This is a genomic window from Ruegeria sp. BA2 (genome assembly GCF_056539605.1).
In genome coordinates this window covers 143,955-162,654 of record NZ_JBQFVE010000010.1, presented here as the reverse complement: position 1 = coordinate 162,654, position 18,700 = coordinate 143,955, and the positions used below count along the sequence as shown (strand labels likewise).

18 protein-coding genes are annotated in these 18,700 nt (G+C 57.8%); 6 read left to right on the top strand and 12 right to left on the bottom strand.

Annotated features, from left to right (window positions below):
* Positions 1-677: 677 nt before the first annotated feature.
* Genes iolG through iolD form a run of 6 tightly spaced genes read right to left on the bottom strand, consistent with a single transcriptional unit; the run spans position 678 to position 7,047 of the window.
* Complete coding sequence (iolG, locus tag ACR0NN_RS19000; protein WP_170725133.1) at positions 678-1,667, bottom strand: inositol 2-dehydrogenase; 990 nt, start codon at positions 1,665-1,667, stop codon at positions 678-680.
* Position 1,668: 1 nt separating this feature from the next.
* Positions 1,669-2,499, bottom strand: coding sequence for a class II fructose-bisphosphate aldolase (locus tag ACR0NN_RS18995; RefSeq protein ID WP_170725134.1), 831 nt, complete (start codon positions 2,497-2,499; stop codon positions 1,669-1,671).
* The gene (locus ACR0NN_RS18990; RefSeq protein WP_170725135.1) at positions 2,496-3,353 is read right to left on the bottom strand and encodes a 5-deoxy-glucuronate isomerase; all 858 of its coding nucleotides are present in this window, start codon (positions 3,351-3,353) and stop codon (positions 2,496-2,498) included. The genes ACR0NN_RS18995 and ACR0NN_RS18990 overlap by 4 nt, the downstream gene beginning before the upstream one ends.
* Before the next feature lie 12 nt (positions 3,354-3,365).
* Positions 3,366-4,343 carry a 5-dehydro-2-deoxygluconokinase gene (gene iolC / locus ACR0NN_RS18985; protein ID WP_170725136.1) on the bottom strand — a complete coding sequence of 326 codons (978 nt, stop codon included), beginning with the start codon at positions 4,341-4,343 and terminating at the stop codon, positions 3,366-3,368.
* Positions 4,340-5,179 (bottom strand): phytanoyl-CoA dioxygenase family protein, encoded by an 840-nt coding sequence (locus tag ACR0NN_RS18980; RefSeq protein ID WP_170725137.1) that lies wholly within the window; start codon positions 5,177-5,179, stop codon positions 4,340-4,342. The genes iolC and ACR0NN_RS18980 overlap by 4 nt, the downstream gene beginning before the upstream one ends.
* On the bottom strand, positions 5,179-7,047 hold the full coding sequence (iolD, locus tag ACR0NN_RS18975; RefSeq protein ID WP_170725138.1) for a 3D-(3,5/4)-trihydroxycyclohexane-1,2-dione acylhydrolase (decyclizing): 1,869 nt from the start codon (positions 7,045-7,047) through the stop codon (positions 5,179-5,181). The genes ACR0NN_RS18980 and iolD overlap by 1 nt, the downstream gene beginning before the upstream one ends.
* 129 nt (positions 7,048-7,176) lie before the next feature.
* Here iolD and ACR0NN_RS18970 point away from each other — a divergent pair, with 129 nt between their 5' ends.
* The 3 genes from ACR0NN_RS18970 to ACR0NN_RS18960 are packed head-to-tail and all read left to right on the top strand — an operon-like array spanning position 7,177 to position 10,340.
* Entirely contained in the window at positions 7,177-8,280 is a 1,104-nt protein-coding gene (locus ACR0NN_RS18970; RefSeq protein WP_170725139.1) for a Gfo/Idh/MocA family protein, read from the top strand.
* Between the two features lie 19 nt (positions 8,281-8,299).
* A complete protein-coding gene (locus ACR0NN_RS18965; protein WP_170725140.1) occupies positions 8,300-9,193 on the top strand; it encodes a sugar phosphate isomerase/epimerase family protein in 894 nt (297 codons plus the stop codon).
* Positions 9,194-9,206: 13 nt separating this feature from the next.
* Positions 9,207-10,340: a Gfo/Idh/MocA family protein gene (locus ACR0NN_RS18960; protein WP_170725141.1), complete on the top strand. Its 1,134-nt coding sequence runs from the start codon at positions 9,207-9,209 to the stop codon at positions 10,338-10,340.
* Here the strand turns inward: ACR0NN_RS18960 and ACR0NN_RS18955 are convergent.
* On the bottom strand, positions 10,337-11,341 hold the full coding sequence (locus ACR0NN_RS18955) for a LacI family DNA-binding transcriptional regulator (RefSeq protein ID WP_170725142.1): 1,005 nt from the start codon (positions 11,339-11,341) through the stop codon (positions 10,337-10,339). The two genes, ACR0NN_RS18960 and ACR0NN_RS18955, sit on opposite strands and share 4 nt — an antisense overlap.
* A gap of 187 nt (positions 11,342-11,528) precedes the next feature.
* On the opposite strand from ACR0NN_RS18955, the gene ACR0NN_RS18950 reads away from it, so the two are divergent.
* From ACR0NN_RS18950 to ACR0NN_RS18940, 3 genes are all read left to right on the top strand, one after another.
* Complete coding sequence (locus ACR0NN_RS18950; RefSeq protein WP_170684392.1) at positions 11,529-12,479, top strand: sugar ABC transporter substrate-binding protein; 951 nt, start codon at positions 11,529-11,531, stop codon at positions 12,477-12,479.
* Positions 12,480-12,553: 74 nt separating this feature from the next.
* A complete protein-coding gene (locus ACR0NN_RS18945; protein WP_170725143.1) occupies positions 12,554-13,666 on the top strand; it encodes an ABC transporter permease in 1,113 nt (370 codons plus the stop codon).
* Position 13,667: 1 nt separating this feature from the next.
* Positions 13,668-14,456: an ATP-binding cassette domain-containing protein gene (locus tag ACR0NN_RS18940; RefSeq protein ID WP_170684390.1), complete on the top strand. Its 789-nt coding sequence runs from the start codon at positions 13,668-13,670 to the stop codon at positions 14,454-14,456.
* A gap of 36 nt (positions 14,457-14,492) precedes the next feature.
* Here ACR0NN_RS18940 and ACR0NN_RS18935 read toward each other — a convergent pair whose 3' ends face one another.
* The 5 genes from ACR0NN_RS18935 to ACR0NN_RS18915 are packed head-to-tail and all read right to left on the bottom strand — an operon-like array spanning position 14,493 to position 18,693.
* Entirely contained in the window at positions 14,493-15,035 is a 543-nt protein-coding gene (locus ACR0NN_RS18935; RefSeq protein ID WP_170725144.1) for a DUF3833 domain-containing protein, read from the bottom strand.
* Positions 15,032-15,649 (bottom strand): DUF3833 domain-containing protein, encoded by a 618-nt coding sequence (locus ACR0NN_RS18930; RefSeq protein WP_170725145.1) that lies wholly within the window; start codon positions 15,647-15,649, stop codon positions 15,032-15,034. Before ACR0NN_RS18930 ends, ACR0NN_RS18935 begins: the two co-directional genes overlap by 4 nt.
* A complete protein-coding gene (locus ACR0NN_RS18925) occupies positions 15,646-16,869 on the bottom strand; it encodes an MFS transporter (protein WP_170725146.1) in 1,224 nt (407 codons plus the stop codon). Before ACR0NN_RS18925 ends, ACR0NN_RS18930 begins: the two co-directional genes overlap by 4 nt.
* Positions 16,869-17,372 (bottom strand): hypothetical protein, encoded by a 504-nt coding sequence (locus ACR0NN_RS18920; RefSeq protein ID WP_480685298.1) that lies wholly within the window; start codon positions 17,370-17,372, stop codon positions 16,869-16,871. The genes ACR0NN_RS18925 and ACR0NN_RS18920 overlap by 1 nt, the downstream gene beginning before the upstream one ends.
* Positions 17,365-18,693: an NAD(P)/FAD-dependent oxidoreductase gene (locus ACR0NN_RS18915; protein WP_480685297.1), complete on the bottom strand. Its 1,329-nt coding sequence runs from the start codon at positions 18,691-18,693 to the stop codon at positions 17,365-17,367. Before ACR0NN_RS18915 ends, ACR0NN_RS18920 begins: the two co-directional genes overlap by 8 nt.
* Positions 18,694-18,700 lie beyond the last annotated feature (7 nt).

The window sequence follows — 18,700 nt, the reverse complement described above, 5'->3', positions numbered from 1 at the left end:
CTGCAACAGGTCAAGTCAGAATTGAGATCAATTCGATCGGAATAATCATCCGTGAGCGGTATCTGAGCGATTATGCGCTGTATCGATAGCGAGTTTCCGCAGCGTAAACATGTGCTCACTTTTCGATCCAACAAACATGAACTATGTCGAGCATAGCATATTCGTGAGGATCAAAATGAAACTCAGTGCATTGGAAATCGTTTGCGTGGTTCTGGCTAGTGCCGTGGCTGCTGCGGGATTTGCTGGCGCTTTGAGCGCTCTCTTGTCAGCGATTTGATACCTCGGAATATTAGCAAAACTCTCTGCAATTTAGTCGGCAGCCCCTGTGAGCAAGGAAGAAACTAAAAAATGTTCGCTTTACATGGCTCCAGACCGCTTGCCTGGCGGCAGAGTTTCATAGTTCACTTGGCAGAGGGGTTGGTGAGGGGGTCAGACCAACCCCTCTGAAGGGGAATAACGGATCAATGAAAGTGGCCCGTTGAATACAAGCTAATCGATTCCGACCAACGCGCATATTGGGGGTTCCCCGTAGTCGGAATTTAATCTTTCCGACATAATCCGGACACGTGATGCATTTATTGAAAACGTGCGGCGCGCCTAGAAGATGTCTGATGATTTCTTGAGGGGGTACGAGTTTGGCGCGTCGTACCTTGCCCTCTATCGATCAACCCAACACATTATGTAAGGTGGATAACCTCACCCTGCTTAAATGATCTGTCTGCTGCGTCGGCCAGAACCTGCGCGCGGAGACCGTCAATGATACCCGGTGAAAGCGTTCCTGAACCATCGACCGCAGCGATGAAATGCGCCATCTCGGCGCGATAGGCCGCCTCATAGCGTTCCAGAAAGAAATGCTGCGCGGGCGCTTTGCGGAACCCGGACGTGGTGGCAACCTCTACCGCATTCTCCAACACGTTCTCGGCACGCAACAAGCCCTTCTCACCGTGGACTTCGATGCGCTGGTCATAGCCATAGCTGGCCCGGCGCGAATTCGAAATCTGGCAAATCTTGCCGCTGGCGGTTGTCAGGGTTACGGCTGCAGTGTCGATGTCACCGGCCTTGCCAATCTCGGGATCAACCAGCGATGAGCCGACGGCGTAGATGCTGATCGGTTCTTCGCCCAACAAAAAGCGCGCCATGTCCAGATCGTGGATCATCATATCACGGAACAGGCCACCGGAGCTTTCGATATAGCTGATCGGCGGCGGAGACGGGTCGCGCGACAGGATGGTGACAATCTCGACGTTTCCGATCTCTCCGTTGGCGATGCGCGACTGAATGTTGGCAAAGCTCGGGTCAAAGCGGCGGTTAAAGGCTGTCAAGAAGGGAACGCCCGCAGCCTCGACTACTTTGATGCAGTCGCGGATACGGTCGGCAGACATGTCCACCGGTTTCTCGCAAAAGATCGCTTTGCCAGCTTGTGCAGCATGGTGGATCAGCTCGTAGTGGGTATCGGTTGGGGTTCCAATGACCACGGCGTCGACATCAGCGCATTCGATCAGGTCGTTCGCGGGCAAGACCTGTGCACCGGTTTTCTCGGCCAGTATCTGAGCCGGTTCCGCAAATGCGTCCGCCACCGCCGTGACTTGTGCGTTGTCGATTTGCCCGATCGAGCGCGCATGAACCTGCCCGATCCGCCCGCAGCCTAGTAAGCCCATTTTCAGCATCTCATGCCCCCTTGAAGGCTTGCAGAACCCGACGAGTCGCCTCGACCACGGGTTCGTGTGTCTCTTTCAGTATTTGCACGCGATCGAACCGGTCTGGATCGGCGTTTACAGCCGTGCGCAAAGCGTTCCCAAAGGCCATCCGCAGTTCGGTCCCAATATTGAATTTGCAGATCTTCGACCCACGCGCGAGCACGGAGCGCTGCGTCACTGGTACGCCCGATCCACCGTGGATAACCAAAGGAACCTCGGTCACGGCTTCGATAGCGCGGATTCGGGCCTCGTCCAGGCCGCCTTCTTTGTTCTGCTGCAGATGTACGTTGCCGACCGAAATCGCCATCGCATCCACACCCGTCTCGCGTGCGAATTGTGCGGCCTCATTCGGGTTGGTTCCATCCGAACCTTCGCCGCCGGAATAGCCTACAAATCCGATCTCTCCTTCGCACGAGACGCCAGCGGCATGGGCCATCGCTGCAATGGCTGCGGTTTCTTCGATGTTCTGCGACAGGGGTTTGCGCGAGCCGTCGAACATGACCGAGGTAAAACCGCTGTCGATGGCGATGCGGCAGTCTTCATGGGTATATCCATGGTCCAGATGGGCAACGATGGGCACGCTGGCCCCCTCGGCCAGATGGCGGAACATCTTGCCTAAGATCGGCAGCGGCGTGTGTTCGCGACAAGATGGGCCGGCTTGAAGGATGATGGGCACGTCTTCGGCCTCAGCAGCGGCCACATAAGCGCGCGTATCCTCCCAGCCCAGCGTCACCAGTCCGGCCACGGCATAACCGCCACGCAGCGCCGGTTGCAGCACGTCCGATAATGTCACAAGGCTCATTTGAACTTGGCCACCATATCCATGATGCCCGGGATCGTATGCAATTGATCCGCATGTGTCGGCTGGAAATACTGTTTCAGCGAGCGTTGGCTGAGGCCGCCGAGAATGGTGAAATAGTACATCTCGTACCCGGGCAGAACTGCACAGGGGTGATAGCCCTTGTCGATCATAATCGTTGAGCCATCCATGATGTGATAGGCATCACCCGGTTTGTTATCCTCGCGTTGCAGCATTTGGATGCCCGAGCCGTAATTGGGCCGGAAGCGGAAATTATAGGTTTCGTCATGGCGGGTCTCGATCATCTCGCCATCGTCACCGTTGCGATCAGTGTCGTGCTTGTGGCTGGGGAATCCGGACCAGCCGCCCTGACCGACCGTGAACAGCTCGGACACCAGCAGACGCCCGACTTTGTCATGGTGATTTGCACCCAGGATGTGCTTGATCTTGCGATGGGTCTTGGTGTCGTCCGAGCCGTACTGCACTAGGTCCAGCTCGGGTACGCGGACGTCGAAGGGTTCCAGCACTCGGTCGAACTTTGCACCTGCGATAAAGGTTTCGGTTTCGTCCGTTACGCAGGTGATCCGGACTTTGGCGCCAACCGGGACGTAAACGCCTTCGGGGTCGCCATCCCAGACATCAATGGTGCGGTTGCCGAGATTGGTGAACTCGGCGCCATCCACGTCTACATCCACAGTTCCGGTAGCGGGAACAATGCAGGTCTCGTACCCCGGCACGGCATATTCGAACACCTCGCCCTTTTTCAGTTTGACGATGTTGAAATAGTTGAGCGGCACCAGATCGTGATCGGCATCAACGATGGGTTTGTTCTGGTTGTCATGGGGCGCGATATGCATCTGCGTCTCCTTTCAGGTATCCGTAGGGCCCGGGTGCCGAGCCAGAAAATCGTCAAGCTGGGGCGTCGTTGGCATGGCTCCGGCGCAACCGGGTTTCGACACGACGATCGACGCGCAGGCCGAGCCGCGCAGCACTGCATCGCGTAAGTCATGCCCTGCAGCGATCGAGGCCAGAAAACCAGCCAGGAAACTGTCGCCAGCGCCATTGGGCTTTACGGCGGTCACCGGGTAGATGCCGGTGCGAATTTCTTGCCCCTCGGTTAACGTGATGGCTCCTTCGTGGCCCATCTTGTAGATCACCATTTTGCCTTTGGCGGCGAGTTCGCGGGCTTTGTCCAAACCTTTTTCGATACCCCCGGCCATAAAACCGAATTCTTCGTCATTGCCGACGATCAGATCGCTTTCGTGTCCCGCGCGGGTCAGAACTTCTGAGGCGACTTCGGGCGACGGCCAGCTATAGGGCCGATAATCGATGTCGAAGATCACCGGCAACCCGGCGGCGCGTGCGTTTTCAAACGCTCGGAACGTGGCCGAGCGGGAAGGCTCTGCCGCAAACACGGTGCCCGCCGTTATCAGGGCCGAGAACGCTTTGAAATCGACCGCGTCCATATCCGCCTCGGTTACCTGAAAATCGGCAGCGCCATTTCGGTAGATAACGTTCTGAAAATCCTCGATGCAGCTTTCATAGACTGCCAGAGAGGTTCGCGCTTCGCCCCCCACAGCGCGGATATACCGTGTCTCCACGTCATATTCTTGCAGCCGGTTCACGCAGAACCGCCCCACAGCATCATCAGAGACCGAGGTGACCAGCGCCGCTTGTGATCCCAGCTTTACCAGTCCGGCGCAGATATTGGCGCTCGACCCGCCCAGATCGGCGCGAAACACTTGTGCATCCTCGCTTTTCGTTCCGACCGGATCGGCGAACATGTCCATGCCTGCCCGACCAAAAACAGCAAAGCGGTTGCCTTTTATGCCCTCGATGAGTGTCACTTGCGCCCCTCGGTGTTGCCTGCCCGTGCAGCATCCAGCACTTCGGGGTAGGGATAGTTCAGACCCAGCAATTGCCGCAGGTCGGGGCTGGCCTGATCAATGAATTCCTGAGGCAAGGCTGCGGGCATATCTTCCATCGGTTTGACCCATTTGGGCAGATATTGGATCAGGATCGCGCTGCGGTCGTGATCTGCGTTGTTCGGCATCGCGCAATGCCATGTCACGCCATAAAACAAAGCGACATCGCCGGGCTCGCCCGTCATGCGTTCGCATTTGTCATAGAAATTGTCTTCGGGTGTGGGATACCGCAGCTCTTTCTGCGACCCCGGAACATAGCCGGTCGCGCCGCTTTCCTCGGTGAACGGGTCCAGCAGGATCGAGACCTGTGCGTTCATCGGAAAGGATCCGTTCAGACCCACAGGATGTGTTTCAGGGCTGTGAAAATCCCAATAGGGATAATCGACATGTGGCTCTTGCCCGGGGCCGCCCGGCAGCAGGCGGTTGGCGGCGATCGAGCCCATGATGAACTCGGTTCCAAGAAACTTGCGTAAGATTTTCATCAGAACCGGATGCGCTGCCATGCGGGAAAACACATCGCCTTTGGCCAGCAGGTTCCAGACCCTTCGCTGCAGGTTCAATTTACCGTCTTCCTCGGCAGCACCTTGAAAATGCGTCACCTTCTCGGCCGCTTCTTCGGAATGCTCCATGATGATGGTGCGCGCCTCGGCGATCTCCTCGAGCGTGAAGAGGCCCGAGATGGCAACGGCTCCGCCGCCGTTCAGCAGTTCATCGACGATAACGTCAGGATCAGCGGTTTCTGCGGTGAACCGTTTCATCAGATGCCCTTACGTTGTTTTTCGCGGGTTGTTTCCCACTCGACATGCGCGTCACGGACTTTCTCGTCGGCAGAGGTGTGGGGTGTGCCAACCTCCCACCACGTATGGCCTTCGGTGGTCCAGCCTTCGTAGGCGTCCACATCCATCACGATCACATAGGTCTTGTCGCAGGCCTTGGCGCGCGTGAACGCCTCAGCCAGTTCCGCCGGGTTTGCGACCTTTTCGCTGGTCGCTCCCATAGAGGCCGCGTGGGCCGCGAAATCAACACCAAAGGCTTCGGGGATGGTCGGGCAGTCTGCCAGCAGGTTGTTGAAGCTTTCATTGCCGGTGTTGTTCTGCAGCTTGTTGATGACCGCAAAGCCGCCATTGTCCAGCACCAGAACGATCAACTTCTTTTGGCTCAGAACCGAGGAGTAGATATCCGAGTTCAGCATCAGGTAAGAGCCGTCGCCGCAAAAAGTGATCGTGTCCTTCTCGGGCTCACGCTCGGATTGGGCAATGCGCGCGCCCCAAGCGCCTGCGATCTCATAGCCCATGCAGGAAAAGCCAAACTCGACATCGACTGTGCCGATATCCTGGGTGCGCCAATTGGCAGTGACCTCGGCGGGCAAACCTCCGGCAGCGGCGACTACACGGTCGCGCGGGTCGCAAAGCTCGTTCACAACGCCGATGGCTTGCGCGTAAGAACTCGGACGGTTTCCGTAAGAGACATTCTCGGCCACATAGGCATCCCACTTGCGCCGTTCGTCCTTCGCCAGAGATACCCAATCGGATGGCGCAGTGTAATCAATCGCCTGTGTTAGAGCCTGAATTGACAGTTTAGCATCCCCGACAATCGGCAATGACATATGCTTGCCCGCATCATGTCGCGCGGCGTTGATCGAGATGAACTGGGCGTCCTTGGAAAAGGCCGTCCATGATCCTGTCGTGAAATCCTGCAGCCGGGTTCCGATGGCAACGATCACATCGGCCTGTTCCGCAATCGCGTTGGCACTGTCCGATCCAGTGACGCCGATCGGGCCAATGTTCAGCGGATGGGTCGCCAGCATATTCGCGCGGCCAGCGATGGTTTCGACCACCGGAATCTGGTGCTTTTCAGCAAACTCGGTCAGCTCGGCAACAGCTTGCGAATATTGCACGCCGCCACCCGCGATGATCATCGGGCGTTTCGCCCCCGCCAACGCCGAAGCGGCATCGGCGATCTCATCCGCATCGGGCGACTGGCGGCGAATGCGGTGCACTTTTTTCTCGAAGAACTTCACCGGGTAGTCATAGGTCCAACCCTGCACATCTTGCGGCAACCCGAGGAACGCAGGCCCGCAATCGCCGGGATCCAGCATTGTCGCAATGGCGGCGGGCAGAGACTGAATCACCTGCGCCGGATGGGTGATGCGGTCCCAATAGCGGCTGACCGGTTTGAACGCGTCATTCAGGCCGAAGGTCGGATCGTTGAAATTCTCCATCTGCTGCAGAACAGGATCGGGCAGGCGGGTGATGAAGGTATCCCCGCACAGCATCAGCATCGGCAGGCGGTTGGCATGGGCCAGTCCAGCAGCCGTCAGCAGATTCGCAGTGCCAGGCCCCGCACTTGCAGTGCAGAACATGAATCGTTGACGCAGCCATTGCTTGGCATAGCCCGAAGCGGCGAATCCCATGCTTTGTTCGTTCTGCCCACGATACAGCGGCAGCTCATCCCGCACTGTGTTCAGGGCTTCACCCAGGCAGGTCACGTTGCCATGGCCAAAAATCCCGAAACCCCCGCCACATAGGCGATATTCTTGCCCGTCGATCTCGATGAACTGGTTCGACAGCCAGCGAATGATCGCCTGCGCTGTTGTCAGGTAAACAGTGTCGTGTTGCGCGGACATGTCTGCGGGCTCCTTTAGGAAAATTGCGGTGCAGTGCCGAATGCAGCTTGCGAGAGTCCTATTCTCACGATACAAGTTTTGCAACCGGTTGCAAATGGTTTTCAAGAAAAAGCGGAGGAGCGCGTCGGAATGGCAGAAATCGGCATTGGCATTCTGGGCGGCGGATATATGGGCAAGGCCCATGCGGTGGCGATGTCCTCGGTCGGGGCTGTATTCAACACCGCGTTGCGCCCGCGTCTTGAGATGGTGTGCGCCTCTTCGCCCGACAGCGCCGAACGATACCGCAAGGCTTATGGCTTCGCGCGTTCGACCGATGATTGGCGTGTTCTGGTGAATGACCCGAAGGTTGAGGCCATTGTCATTGCAACACCTCAGGAGACCCATCGTGAGATTGCGTTGGCCGCGTTTGCGCTGGGCAAGCCTGTACTATGCGAAAAACCTCTGGGCGCATCGATGGAAGATGGCGCTGCAATGGTGGCCGCTGCCGCTGAGTCCGGCCTGCCGAATATGGTTGGCTTCAACTACATTCGTACACCTGCCACACAATTCGCCCGCCAGCTGATTGCGGATGGAGAGATTGGTGATGTCACTTGGTTCCGGGGTGAACATACGGAAGATTTCTATGCCGACCCGGACGCACCGGCCACGTGGCGCACCACGGGTATGTCCAACGGTACGATGGGTGATCTTGCACCACATATGATTAATGCTGCACTCGCCCTGATCGGCCCGATCACGCGTGTCATGGCCGAGGTTGAAACCGTTCATGTAGCGCGACCCGGTGGGGAGGTTGACAATGACGACCACGCCCAAATGATGGTGCGGTTTGACAGCGGCGCCATGGGGTCGATGTATTTCAGCCGCATCGCAACCGGGCGCAAGATGGGTTACGCCTATGAGATCAACGGCACCAAAGGCGCGATCCGCTTCGATCAGGAAGATCAAAACGCCCTGTGGCTCTATCGAATGGACGGCCCCGAGGCCGAGCGCGGGTTCCGCAAAATCCTGACTGGCCCGGCCCACCCGGACTATGAGCCCTTCTGCCAGGGCCCCGGCCACGGCACCGGATATCAGGATCAGATAATCATCGAAGCGCGTGATTTCCTGCACGCGATCGAGACAGGCACACCGGTTTGGCCAACCTTCCATGACGGGCATGAGGTCAACCGGATCGTCGCGGCAGCGCTGGCATCAGCGGCGGCGGAAAGCTGGAAAAACATCGAAGATTTCTGAGCATCGGAGACAAGACAAGATGAGCATCAGAATTGGCAATGCGCCCTGTTCATGGGGCGTGGAATTTGCGCAGGACCCGCGCAATCCGCATTGGAAAACCGTCCTCAGCGAATGTGCGGAGGCCGGGTATAAGGGCATTGAACTTGGTCCCGTGGGCTTCATGCCCGAGGACCCCGCGGTTCTGGCCGATGCGCTGGCCGAGCATGATCTGGAGTTGATCGGCGGCGTGGTGTTCCGCAATTATCACAACCCCGACGATTGGGAGGATGTGGTGGACGCCACCCACCGCACCGCGCGCGCGTTGAAGGCACACGGGGCGCAGCATCTTGTTTTGATCGACGCAATCTCTCCGCGCCGGGCACCTACAGCGGGCCGCGTTGACGAGGCCGAGCAGATGGATAAGGCAGAATGGACCGCCTATCGCGACCGTATCGCCGAAAGCGCGCGTATCGGGTCCGAAGAATATGGCTTGACCGTTGGGATGCACGCTCATGCAGCGGGCTTTATGGATTTTGAGCCGGAACTCATTCGACTTCTGGATGAGGTGGATGAAAACCTGCTGAAAATCTGCTTTGACACAGGTCATCATTCCTATGCAGGTTTCGACCCCGTGAATTTCATGCAGCGTTACGTCGACCGGATTTCGTACATGCACTTCAAAGATATCTCGCCGACGGTAAAGGCGGATGTTATCGCCAAACGGACGGGTTTCTACGACGCCTGCGGGCAAGGGATATTCTGCAATCTGGGCGAAGGCGATGTCGATTTTCCAACCGTGCGTCAGGTGCTGCTGGACGCAGGTTTCACCGGGTGGTGCACGGTAGAACAGGATTGCGACCCGACGCTTGACCCCGACCCGGTTGGTGATGCGCGAATAAACCGTGAATACCTTGAATCCATTGGCTTCAGTTGAGGAGGTCCAAACCATGACCAAGCTGAAATGGGGCATGATTGGCGGCGGCGAAGGCAGCCAGATCGGACCCGCGCACCGGCTGGGTGCGCTGGCAGATGGGCACTTTGAATTCACGGCTGGGGCGCTTGATCACAGGCCCGATGTCGGGCGCGAATATGCGCAGCGATTGGGCATCGCGGCAAACCGGGCTTATGGCGACTGGACCGAGATGCTGGCCGGTGAACGCGGGCGCGAGGACCGGATCGATCTGGTCACCGTAGCCACTCCAAACGCAACGCATTTCGAGATCACCAAGGCTTTCCTAGAGGCCGGGTTCAACGTGCTGTGCGAAAAGCCAATGACCATGACGGTCGAAGAGGGTGAAGAGATCGTCAAATTGGCCGAGAAATCAGGCAAGATCTGCGCGGTCAACTACTGCTATTCCGCCTATCCAATGGTGCGGCAGGCCCGTGCGATGGTGCGCGCTGGTGAGATTGGCAAAATCCGTTTGGTCGTTACCAACTTTAGCCACGGCCATCACGGAGACGCCACCGACGCCGACAATCCGCGTGTGCGTTGGCGCTATGATCCGGCGATGGCAGGCGTGTCCGGGCAGTTCGCCGATTGTGGCATCCACGCGATGCATATGGCCGGCTTCATTGCGGATGATGAGGTTGAGACCCTATCTGCAGATTTCGCTTCCACCATCGGAAGCCGCGAGCTGGAAGATGACGCCATGGTCAATTTCCGAACGCAAAAAGGCGCAGTGGGCAGACTGTGGACATCGTCTGTCGCCATCGGTCGGCAGCACGGGTTCGACATTCAGGTGTTTGGGGAAACCGGCGGGCTTCGTTGGGCGTCTGAACAACCGAACCAACTGATCTATACCCCCGTAGGTGGGCGTTTGCAGATCATCGAAAAGGGTGAAGGTGGATTGCATGAAGACGCGCAGCGCCTAAGCCGTGTCTCGATTGCGCATCCCGAAGGGTTCCCGTTGGCGGTTGCGAATATCTATTGCGATCTGGCAGATGCGATTGCTGGCGAATCTCGCGACGGGTTGCCCAACGCCGCAGACGGTGTGCGGTCGATGGCGGCAGTGCATACTGCGGTCGAGTCCGCAAAACAGGGCAGCGCGTGGATGGATGCACGTCCGCCGATGTTCCGTTAAACTTGCGGGGCGGGGCGCAATGTGCCCCGTTCCACCACCGAGCAGGGGAATATCCGTGCCTCTGGATATCGATCAGGCTCATTCAGGGTCGCCACCATCAACTCGATCGAGGAACTGACGATTTGTCGGATCGGCTGATGGATCGTGGTAAGGTCGATATTTTCCCACCGCGCCATTTCCATATCGTTCAGGCCGATCAGGCCAATATCGTCGGGCACCTTCAGGCCGCTGTCCCGCACGGCCGATAAAGCACCGATCGAAAGAACGTCGTCGCCGCAGAAATAAGCCTGCGCAGGTTCCGATTTCAGCAAACGCAACATCTCGCGGCGGCCTGCATCAAAGGAATAGGCGTCGGCAAAGGAATACGATGTTCGGATGCTGGGGTGCTTCGACATCTCGGACATGAAGCCAGAATACCGGTCCTGGGTCGAAGTAGCGGCCTCGGGCCCGCCCAGAAACGCAATGTTTTCATAACCGCGTGCGACGAGTTGTTGCGCCGCCATCCGTCCACATTCGGTGTTGTCGATTCCGACCACATGGACCTGAGGTGAAGATGAATAGCGCCCGAAACTGTGAACCACCGGCACACCGGCATCGCGGAATGCCTTTGAGAACCCGGGTGGCAGTGTTGAAGAGGCCACGACCACCCCGTCCACTGAATACTGGCGCAACATCCGCACTGAATTGGCCGGGTCGATCTCATCCGTCAGATTGACCAGCAAGGGGCGAAGGCCCCGATCCTGAAGGCCCCTGGTAAAAAGGTCGAAAACTTCAAGAAAGATCGGGTTGTGGAAGTTGTTCGAAACCAGCCCGATCAGCTTCGTCCGCCCAGTCGTCAGAGACGAGGCCAGCGCGTTCGGGCTGTATCCCAGTTCATGCGCGGCCTTCTCAACCTTGCGGCGCATTTTTTCGGAAACCGAGGCCCCATCAGTGAAAGTGCGCGATACAGCGGACCGGGAAACACCCGCGCGTTCTGCAACCTCTTTCAATGTGACAGCCATATTTCGTCCGACCTTTCTGAATTCTGTGGCAGTCCTTTTACCGATATTCTTTGGTAGATACAGTATGAAACACATCTGATATCTTTTGCAACCGGTTGCAAAATGTGAGCAGATATGCTCTAACTCGACTCGGAGAGGTGCAAAGGACAACCTCAATCCGCAATAACATGAGTTTTGGGAGGACATCATGACTTCACTGACGAAGAAGCTGGCGCTGGCGGCGGTGGTTGCTGCGACGCCGCTGATCGCAGCCACAAGCGCTGCGGCGGAAGGTGAGAAATACATTCTGGTCAGCCACGCACCGGACAGCGACAGTTGGTGGAACACCATCAAGAACGGTATCGCGCTGGCGGGCGATCAGATGGGTGTTGAGGTTGAGTATCGTAACCCACCCACCGGTGACATCGCCGATATGGCGCGGATCATCGATCAGGCGGCGGCCTCTGGTCCCAACGGGATCATCACCACGCTGGCCGATTTTGACGTGCTGAAAGGTCCAATCACCGCAGCAGTGGATTCCGGTATCGATGTGATCATCATGAACACTGGCACACCGGATCAGGCGCGCGAGCTTGGGGCGCTGATGTATGTTGGTCAGCCCGAATATGACGCGGGTCTTGCAGCCGGTCAGCGAGCCAAAGGTGACGGCGTTACCTCGTTCCTGTGCGTGAACCACGCGATCCAACAACCAACAGTGGCCGAGCGATGCCGTGGCTTTGCGGATGGCCTGGGTGTTGAACTGGGCGATGCGATGCTCGACAGCGGTACCGACCCGGCGGAAATCAAGAATAAGGTTCTGGCCTATCTGTCCGCCAACCCGGAAACTGATGGCATCCTCACCCTGGGTCCGGTCTCGGCTGATCCGACCGTTGCGGCGCTGAAAGAAAACGGCATGGCTGGCGACATCTATTTCGGCACCTTCGATCTGGGTGAAGAAATCGTCAAAGGCATCAAGGATGGCACCATCCAGTGGGGCATCGACCAGCAGCCGTTCCTGCAGGCCTATCTGCCGGTTGTGATTCTGACGAACTACCACCGTTATGGTGTTCTGCCGGGTAACAACATCAACTCGGGCCCCGGTTTTGTGACCGCAGATGCCCTTGAAAAGGTTGAGGAACACGCGGGCGAATTCCGCTGATCCACACCGGGTGGCGCTATAAAGCGCCACCCTCGCTTATCCCCATTGCACTTCTCTGATCGTGGAGACACCTCATGTCCACCACCCAAGTTGCTGACGAACGCATCAAGGAAATGTCCGCGCTGCGACGCTGGCTGATCCGCCCCGAACTGGGCGGGATCGTTGGCACCGTCGCCGTCTTTACCTTCTTCCTTCTGTTTGCCGCTGACTCTGGCATGTTCAACGCGCAAGGCGTGATGAACTGGGGAACGGTGTCGGCCCAGTTCATGATTATCGCTGTGGGGGCCTGCCTGCTGATGATCGCGGGTGAGTTCGACCTGTCGGTTGGATCGATGATCGGATTCTCGGGCATGATGATCGCCATCTTTCTGGTGATCCTGGGCTGGCCCGCATGGATTTCGATCATCGTCACTTTTATCCTGTGTATGCTGATCGGTGCGTTCAACGGCTGGATCGTGATACGGACAGGGCTACCAAGCTTTATCGTGACGCTTGCAGCGCTGTTTGTTCTACGGGGATTTACCATTTACCTGCCGCAGACATTCGAGAACAAAACCATCATCGGCGGTATTCGGGATGCGGCGCAGGGCGACTGGCTTGCTCCGGTCTTTGGCGGGAAGATCCTGCAAGGTGTCTTTGTCTGGCTCGGCGACAACGGCATTATCGCGACCTTTGAGCGGGGGACCCGCGCAGGACAGCCGGTGGTCGATGGTATTCCAATGCTGATCGTCTGGGCCATCGCGCTTATCATCTTTGGCCACATTTTGTTGACCAAAACCAAATTCGGAAACTGGATTTTCGCGGCAGGTGGCGACGCCGAGGCCGCGCGAAACTCGGGTGTGCCGGTGAACAAGGTCAAAGTGCTGATGTTCATGTTCACCGCGTTCTGCGCGACCGTTTTTGCCACTTGTCAGGTGATGGAGTTCGGCTCGGCCGGGGCCGACCGTGGTCTGCTGAAAGAGTTCGAGGCCATAATCGCCGTGGTCATCGGCGGCGCGTTGCTGACTGGCGGGTATGGCTCGGTCCTTGGTGCGGCTCTGGGCGCGTTGATTTTCGGTGTTGTGCAACAGGGGCTGTTCTTTGCAGGCGTCGAAAGTTCGCTGTTCCGGGTGTTCCTGGGCGTCATCCTGTTGGGTGCCGTGATCCTCAACACCTATATCCGCCGCATCATCACGGGGGAGCGCTGATATGAATCCCGAACACGCACCCATTATCCAAATGAAGAACATCGAAAAGCATTTTGGCAGTGTCATCGCGCTTGCCGGGGTGTCGGTGGATGTCTTTCCGGGTGAATGCCACTGCCTGTTGGGCGACAATGGCGCAGGCAAATCGACCTTCATCAAAACCATGTCCGGTGTGCACCAGCCCACCCATGGCGAGATCCTGTTCGAAGGCAAGCCGATGCACTTCGCTGACCCGCGCGACGCCATCGCAGCGGGGATCGCGACAGTTCACCAGCATCTGGCGATGATCCCGCTGATGTCCGTCAGCCGCAATTTTTTCATGGGCAATGAGCCGGTGAAGAAAATCGGACCTATGAGCTTTTTTGATCATGACTATGCCAACAAGGTCACGATGGAAGAAATGCGCAAGATGGGCATCAACCTGCGCGGACCGGATCAGGCGGTGGGCACCCTGTCAGGTGGTGAACGCCAGACGGTTGCTATCGCACGGGCGGTGCATTTTGGGGCCAAGGTTTTGATCCTGGACGAGCCGACCTCTGCCCTTGGTGTGCGTCAGACGGCCAATGTGTTGGCGACCATCGACAAGGTGCGCAAGCAGGGCATCGCGGTTGTCTTCATCACCCATAACGTTCGCCATGCCCTGGCGGTGGGGGATCGGTTCACGGTTCTGAACCGGGGTCAAACGCTGGGAACCGCGCAGCGTGGCCAGATAACTCCAGAAGAATTGCAGGACCTGATGGCCGGTGGTCAGGAAATGGTCGAGCTTGAGGGCAGCCTAGGCGGAACCGTTTAATATCCTTGCACCCCGCTGGCCACGCCGGTGGGGTGACTACCTTTTCTCAAAATACAGAATGACCTCACCCAGCCGCACGCCAAAGCGCGAGACATAGGCACGGTTCAGCAGCCGGTCATCTGACAAGAGCCACATCCAGTCATCGAAATTCACCCGCATGGTGCCATCTTTGACTGGCAGGTCGATCTTGTATTTCCAGTTGAACGTATCGCCCCGCTCAATCCCCGTGGCCTCACCCAAAACGCCCGGTGCCGTACCGTTCCAGGTGTCCTCACTGGTCTTGGTCAGCGTCCAGATGCGCTGTTCTGTGGCGCCGTCGTCATACACGAAATCCTCTACCAGTGTGAGCGTTTTACCATCCCATGCGCCGTCTATATCGACCTTAAAGCGGCGCGGGACGTTGCCCAGAACATCTTGAAACTGACCATAGGCGACCGTTTTGCCTTCAAAGAACTCTTCAAGGTTCAACTGGCGATCTGACAGGAACGTCTTGGGGATGCGCGGTTTGGCCGAGCAGGCGGCCAACACCGCGAGCCCTGCGATGGCGACTACCGTGATCAGAGTGCGGCGGGCAATCATTGCAGAGGCCTCAGTTCAGAGTCTGTATCGTAGCCATTTGCTCCATGCAGATGGGCCGTTTTAACTTCGGGCGCGGGGCGCATTGTGGCGACCAGTTCAGCGACCTTGATCCCGAACTTGCGCATCTCGGACCGGTTCATGATCGCTCCGTTTTCTGTCAGGTACATCCAGTCGGTCACATCCAGCGTATGCCCGCCCGCATCCTCGGGCAGGATGATCCGATAAGTCAGCTTGACGGTCGCGCCCGAGATTTCCCCTTTGCCTTCGCCGACAATATCGTCTGCTGTCGCGATGAACGTGTTGCCGGTACCCAGCGTCAGATACCATTTGCGGGTCATCTGTTTGCCGTTGGAATAGGTAAAGTATTCGGACAGCGTGCCGGTATTGCCGTCCCATTCGCCTATCATGCGTGCGACAAAGCTGTTCGACATCTTGCCGTTGGGGCCATAGATTAGCCCCTCTGACAGGATCTCTCCGTTCAGGTTCTTTTTCAGCGAAAACTCTGGCCCGGTTCCGCTGTAGTCGGACGGAGATTGCGAGCGGAAGCTTAGGAACCGGTTCTTCACAGCAAACAGCGCGAAGAGAGCGAGCAGACAGATCAGGAGCGTTTTCATTTGGCGGAGACCTCCGTCGGGAGCGTCAGGACCATGCCAAACGCTCCGAGTTTCAAGATGCAGGGCAGCACCGCATAGGCGAGGGTGAGCGTGTTCAAAGCCTCAGCCGAATTGGCTTGTCCTGGCGTAAAGCCGCTGCGTTCCAGCAGGGGTAATGTAAAAAAGGCAGCCAGCGCGAGCCCCAGCTTGCCAGCGAAAGACCAGATACCGAACGCGGCTGAGGCATTGAGCCCGGCCCGTGTCAGAACGACCGAGAACATCGCTGGCAGCACCACCATGTCCGCGCCCAAAGCAGCGCCGGATGCAAGGCAGATAAGGGCGAACCACGCCAAATTACCGGGCGCCAGTAGGGCGGCGCCTACAAAGCCGAGAATGGCCAGCGGCATTGCGATTATCAGAGTCTGTTTTGGGCCAATTCGGTTGCTGAGTTTTGCCCAGAACGGAACGCTGAGCCCGGCGCTAAGGAAGAACAAGATCAGCAGCGGCCCGGCTTTGCCCGGTAGCTGAAGACGATCTTCGACGAAGAATAGAAACAGGGTCGACGTGATGGCGACGGGCAAGCTGTTAACCAGTGCCAGCGCGAGCAGGCGCAGCGCTCCGGCTTTTCCCAGCCCTGCAAAGGACAATCCCTGCCCGGTGATCGGGGTGCGTCGCCACATCGGCAGGGTCACGGCCAGAGTCACAACGGACAAAACGCCAAGAAACAGCCCAAACGCTGGATACCCTTGGGCGCTAGCCCCCAACGTTACGAACAAAGCGGGCGCGGCGGCGGCGATGATGACGCCGGTCAGTTGCCCGCCTTCGCGAAAGGCCGCCAGTGTCATCAGTTCTTTGGCGCTGGCTTGTTTGGCTAAAGTGGCGCTGCGGCCATAGAGCAGGATGGTCCCAAGGCTGTAGGCCGAGAATAACAGGATCAAAATAGACACTAATGCAGCAATACTCGCCCCGTTTTGCAAGCCGAAAAGAAGGGGGAATCCAACCGCCAGACCCAGCGCAGCGGTGGCGGCAAACAGCATTTGCCCTCTGGGCCAGCGATCAATCGCCCAACCGATCAACGGGTCCTGCACCAGATCGATCAGCCGAATGGCCAGCAGTACGGTCCCGATCACCCCCAGCCCGATGCCGAGGTTCACCGCGGCAAAACGCGGCAAGTGGATGTAAAGCGGAATACCCGCAGCAGCCAGCATCAACGCATAGAGACTGACACGCGGGTACAACATCACTGCCCCTTCAACTGCTGTGTGAATGAGGCGGATCGTGTGTTGTCGCCCAGAAAGATCGACATGAAGCTGCGGGTGATGCCGGGATTGGTCAGGGTGCAGGTATTGCGCCCATTGCGCCAGAAGCTGACGCTGTTGGGGCCCTGCGCGATGGCCAGATAGCTGTCGCCCTTGCTGACCGCCTGAAAACAGGTCTGTAACTGAGCTTCTGTCGGCGCGGGATTGCCCTGCCGGGCCATCTCTTCCAGCGTCGACTCGACCAGCGCTTTCTGTTTCAGGTTCTTTCGGTAGGTCAGTTGCAGGCCGAAATTCTCGTTCCAGCTGAATGCCGCACCGCCGGGAGTGTAGAGCTTGGCGTCATACAGCGGCAGCCCCAGAAACCTGAAGGTCGAGCTGCCGCGCAGCTCAGGATCGCTGATCGCATCGGACAGGGGCGAGGCCGCCAACCCGCCGGGGAGCAGCAACGCCAATGACAGCAACGCAGCGCGACGGGTTTTATGCACTGGCCGAAACAGCGAGGTCCGTATCCGGGATACCATTGTCAGCTCCGATGATCTGCGGGGTGCCGGTGAGGCGCTCGACAACATGCATCGCGCTGGCAATCCCGTCTTCGTGGAAACCATGCCGGTTATACGCCCCCGCAAACCAGGTCCGGTTCTGCCCCTGCATCTCGCGAATTTGCCCTTGAGCACGAAGTGCGGCTTTGTCGAATACCGGATGGGCGAATTCGACCTCGTCATAGATTTTATCCGAGGGAATGTCGGATGAGGCGTTCAGCGACACAAACAGCGGGTCGGAGTCGGGGATATTCTGAAGCCGGTTCATCCAATATGTGACCCCAACATTGCCCTTTTGCGACCTGTAAGTCCAACTGGACCAACAGGCGCGACGGCGCGGCATTTGGCCAGGATCGCAATGAAGGATGGCTTTGTTCGGTTGATATCTGATCGCACCCAACGCGGCTTTTTCCGCCTCGGTTGCTGCATCGCCCAGGATGGCGAGGGATTGATCGGAGTGGGTGGCCAATATGATCTCATCAAACAAAGCAGCCTCGCCACCTGCATGTATCGTCACGCCCAGATCATGACGCTCGATCCGCAGAACGGGCGACGCCAGACGGATATCTGACCCACGCGCCCGCAGCGCGGCTTCGATCCGGCGGACATATTCAATGCTGCCGCCTTTCACGGTGTACCACTGGTGCTGATTGGCACGGCCCGAGGCCAGCAGCGCGTGATTGCGGAAGAACTGCACCAGTGAGCGGGCGGGGAACTGATCGACAAACTCAACCGGTGTCGACCAAATCGCGCCGCACATCGGCATCAGGTAATTGTGACGGAACCAATGGCCGAGGCGGAGTTGATCCACCAGCTCTCCGATGGTAGTGTCATCGTCCTGCGCGGCTTCGGGGGCCTCTTTGCCGAAGCGCAGAATGTCGGCGATCATCTTGTAGTAGGCTGGACGCGCGAGGTTACGTTTCTGCGCGGTCAACGTGCGCAAGTTGTTCAGCCCATATTCGATGCGGCCATTATCAATGGTTGCGCCAAAGCTCATTTCGCTTTTGGTGACCGGCACGTTCAGCTCATCAAACAGACGGGTCAGATAGGGATAGGTGACATAGTTGAAGACGATGAACCCGGTATCCACCGGTTGGTCACCATTCTTACCGGCCATCACGGTGCGGGCATGACCGCCAAGTCTCGGCTCGGCCTCGAACACGGTGATATCATGATCTTCGGAAAGATAATAAGCTGCGGAGAGACCTGAAATGCCTGCGCCTATGACTGCGATTTTCTTGCGTACGCCCCGGGTTTCGTCGAACATTCCATCC

Coding starts and splice junctions, on each gene's coding strand:
- iolG (WP_170725133.1), bottom strand. CDS start 1,667: ATGCTGAAAATGGGCTTACTAGGCTGCGGGCGGATCGGGCAGGTTCAT.
- ACR0NN_RS18995 (WP_170725134.1), bottom strand. CDS start 2,499: ATGAGCCTTGTGACATTATCGGACGTGCTGCAACCGGCGCTGCGTGGC.
- ACR0NN_RS18990 (WP_170725135.1), bottom strand. CDS start 3,353: ATGCATATCGCGCCCCATGACAACCAGAACAAACCCATCGTTGATGCC.
- ACR0NN_RS18980 (WP_170725137.1), bottom strand. CDS start 5,179: ATGAAACGGTTCACCGCAGAAACCGCTGATCCTGACGTTATCGTCGAT.
- iolD (WP_170725138.1), bottom strand. CDS start 7,047: ATGTCCGCGCAACACGACACTGTTTACCTGACAACAGCGCAGGCGATC.
- ACR0NN_RS18970 (WP_170725139.1), top strand. CDS start 7,177: ATGGCAGAAATCGGCATTGGCATTCTGGGCGGCGGATATATGGGCAAG.
- ACR0NN_RS18965 (WP_170725140.1), top strand. CDS start 8,300: ATGAGCATCAGAATTGGCAATGCGCCCTGTTCATGGGGCGTGGAATTT.
- ACR0NN_RS18960 (WP_170725141.1), top strand. CDS start 9,207: ATGACCAAGCTGAAATGGGGCATGATTGGCGGCGGCGAAGGCAGCCAG.
- ACR0NN_RS18955 (WP_170725142.1), bottom strand. CDS start 11,341: ATGGCTGTCACATTGAAAGAGGTTGCAGAACGCGCGGGTGTTTCCCGG.
- ACR0NN_RS18950 (WP_170684392.1), top strand. CDS start 11,529: ATGACTTCACTGACGAAGAAGCTGGCGCTGGCGGCGGTGGTTGCTGCG.
- ACR0NN_RS18945 (WP_170725143.1), top strand. CDS start 12,554: ATGTCCACCACCCAAGTTGCTGACGAACGCATCAAGGAAATGTCCGCG.
- ACR0NN_RS18940 (WP_170684390.1), top strand. CDS start 13,668: ATGAATCCCGAACACGCACCCATTATCCAAATGAAGAACATCGAAAAG.
- ACR0NN_RS18935 (WP_170725144.1), bottom strand. CDS start 15,035: ATGATTGCCCGCCGCACTCTGATCACGGTAGTCGCCATCGCAGGGCTC.
- ACR0NN_RS18930 (WP_170725145.1), bottom strand. CDS start 15,649: ATGAAAACGCTCCTGATCTGTCTGCTCGCTCTCTTCGCGCTGTTTGCT.
- ACR0NN_RS18925 (WP_170725146.1), bottom strand. CDS start 16,869: ATGTTGTACCCGCGTGTCAGTCTCTATGCGTTGATGCTGGCTGCTGCG.
- ACR0NN_RS18915 (WP_480685297.1), bottom strand. CDS start 18,693: ATGTTCGACGAAACCCGGGGCGTACGCAAGAAAATCGCAGTCATAGGC.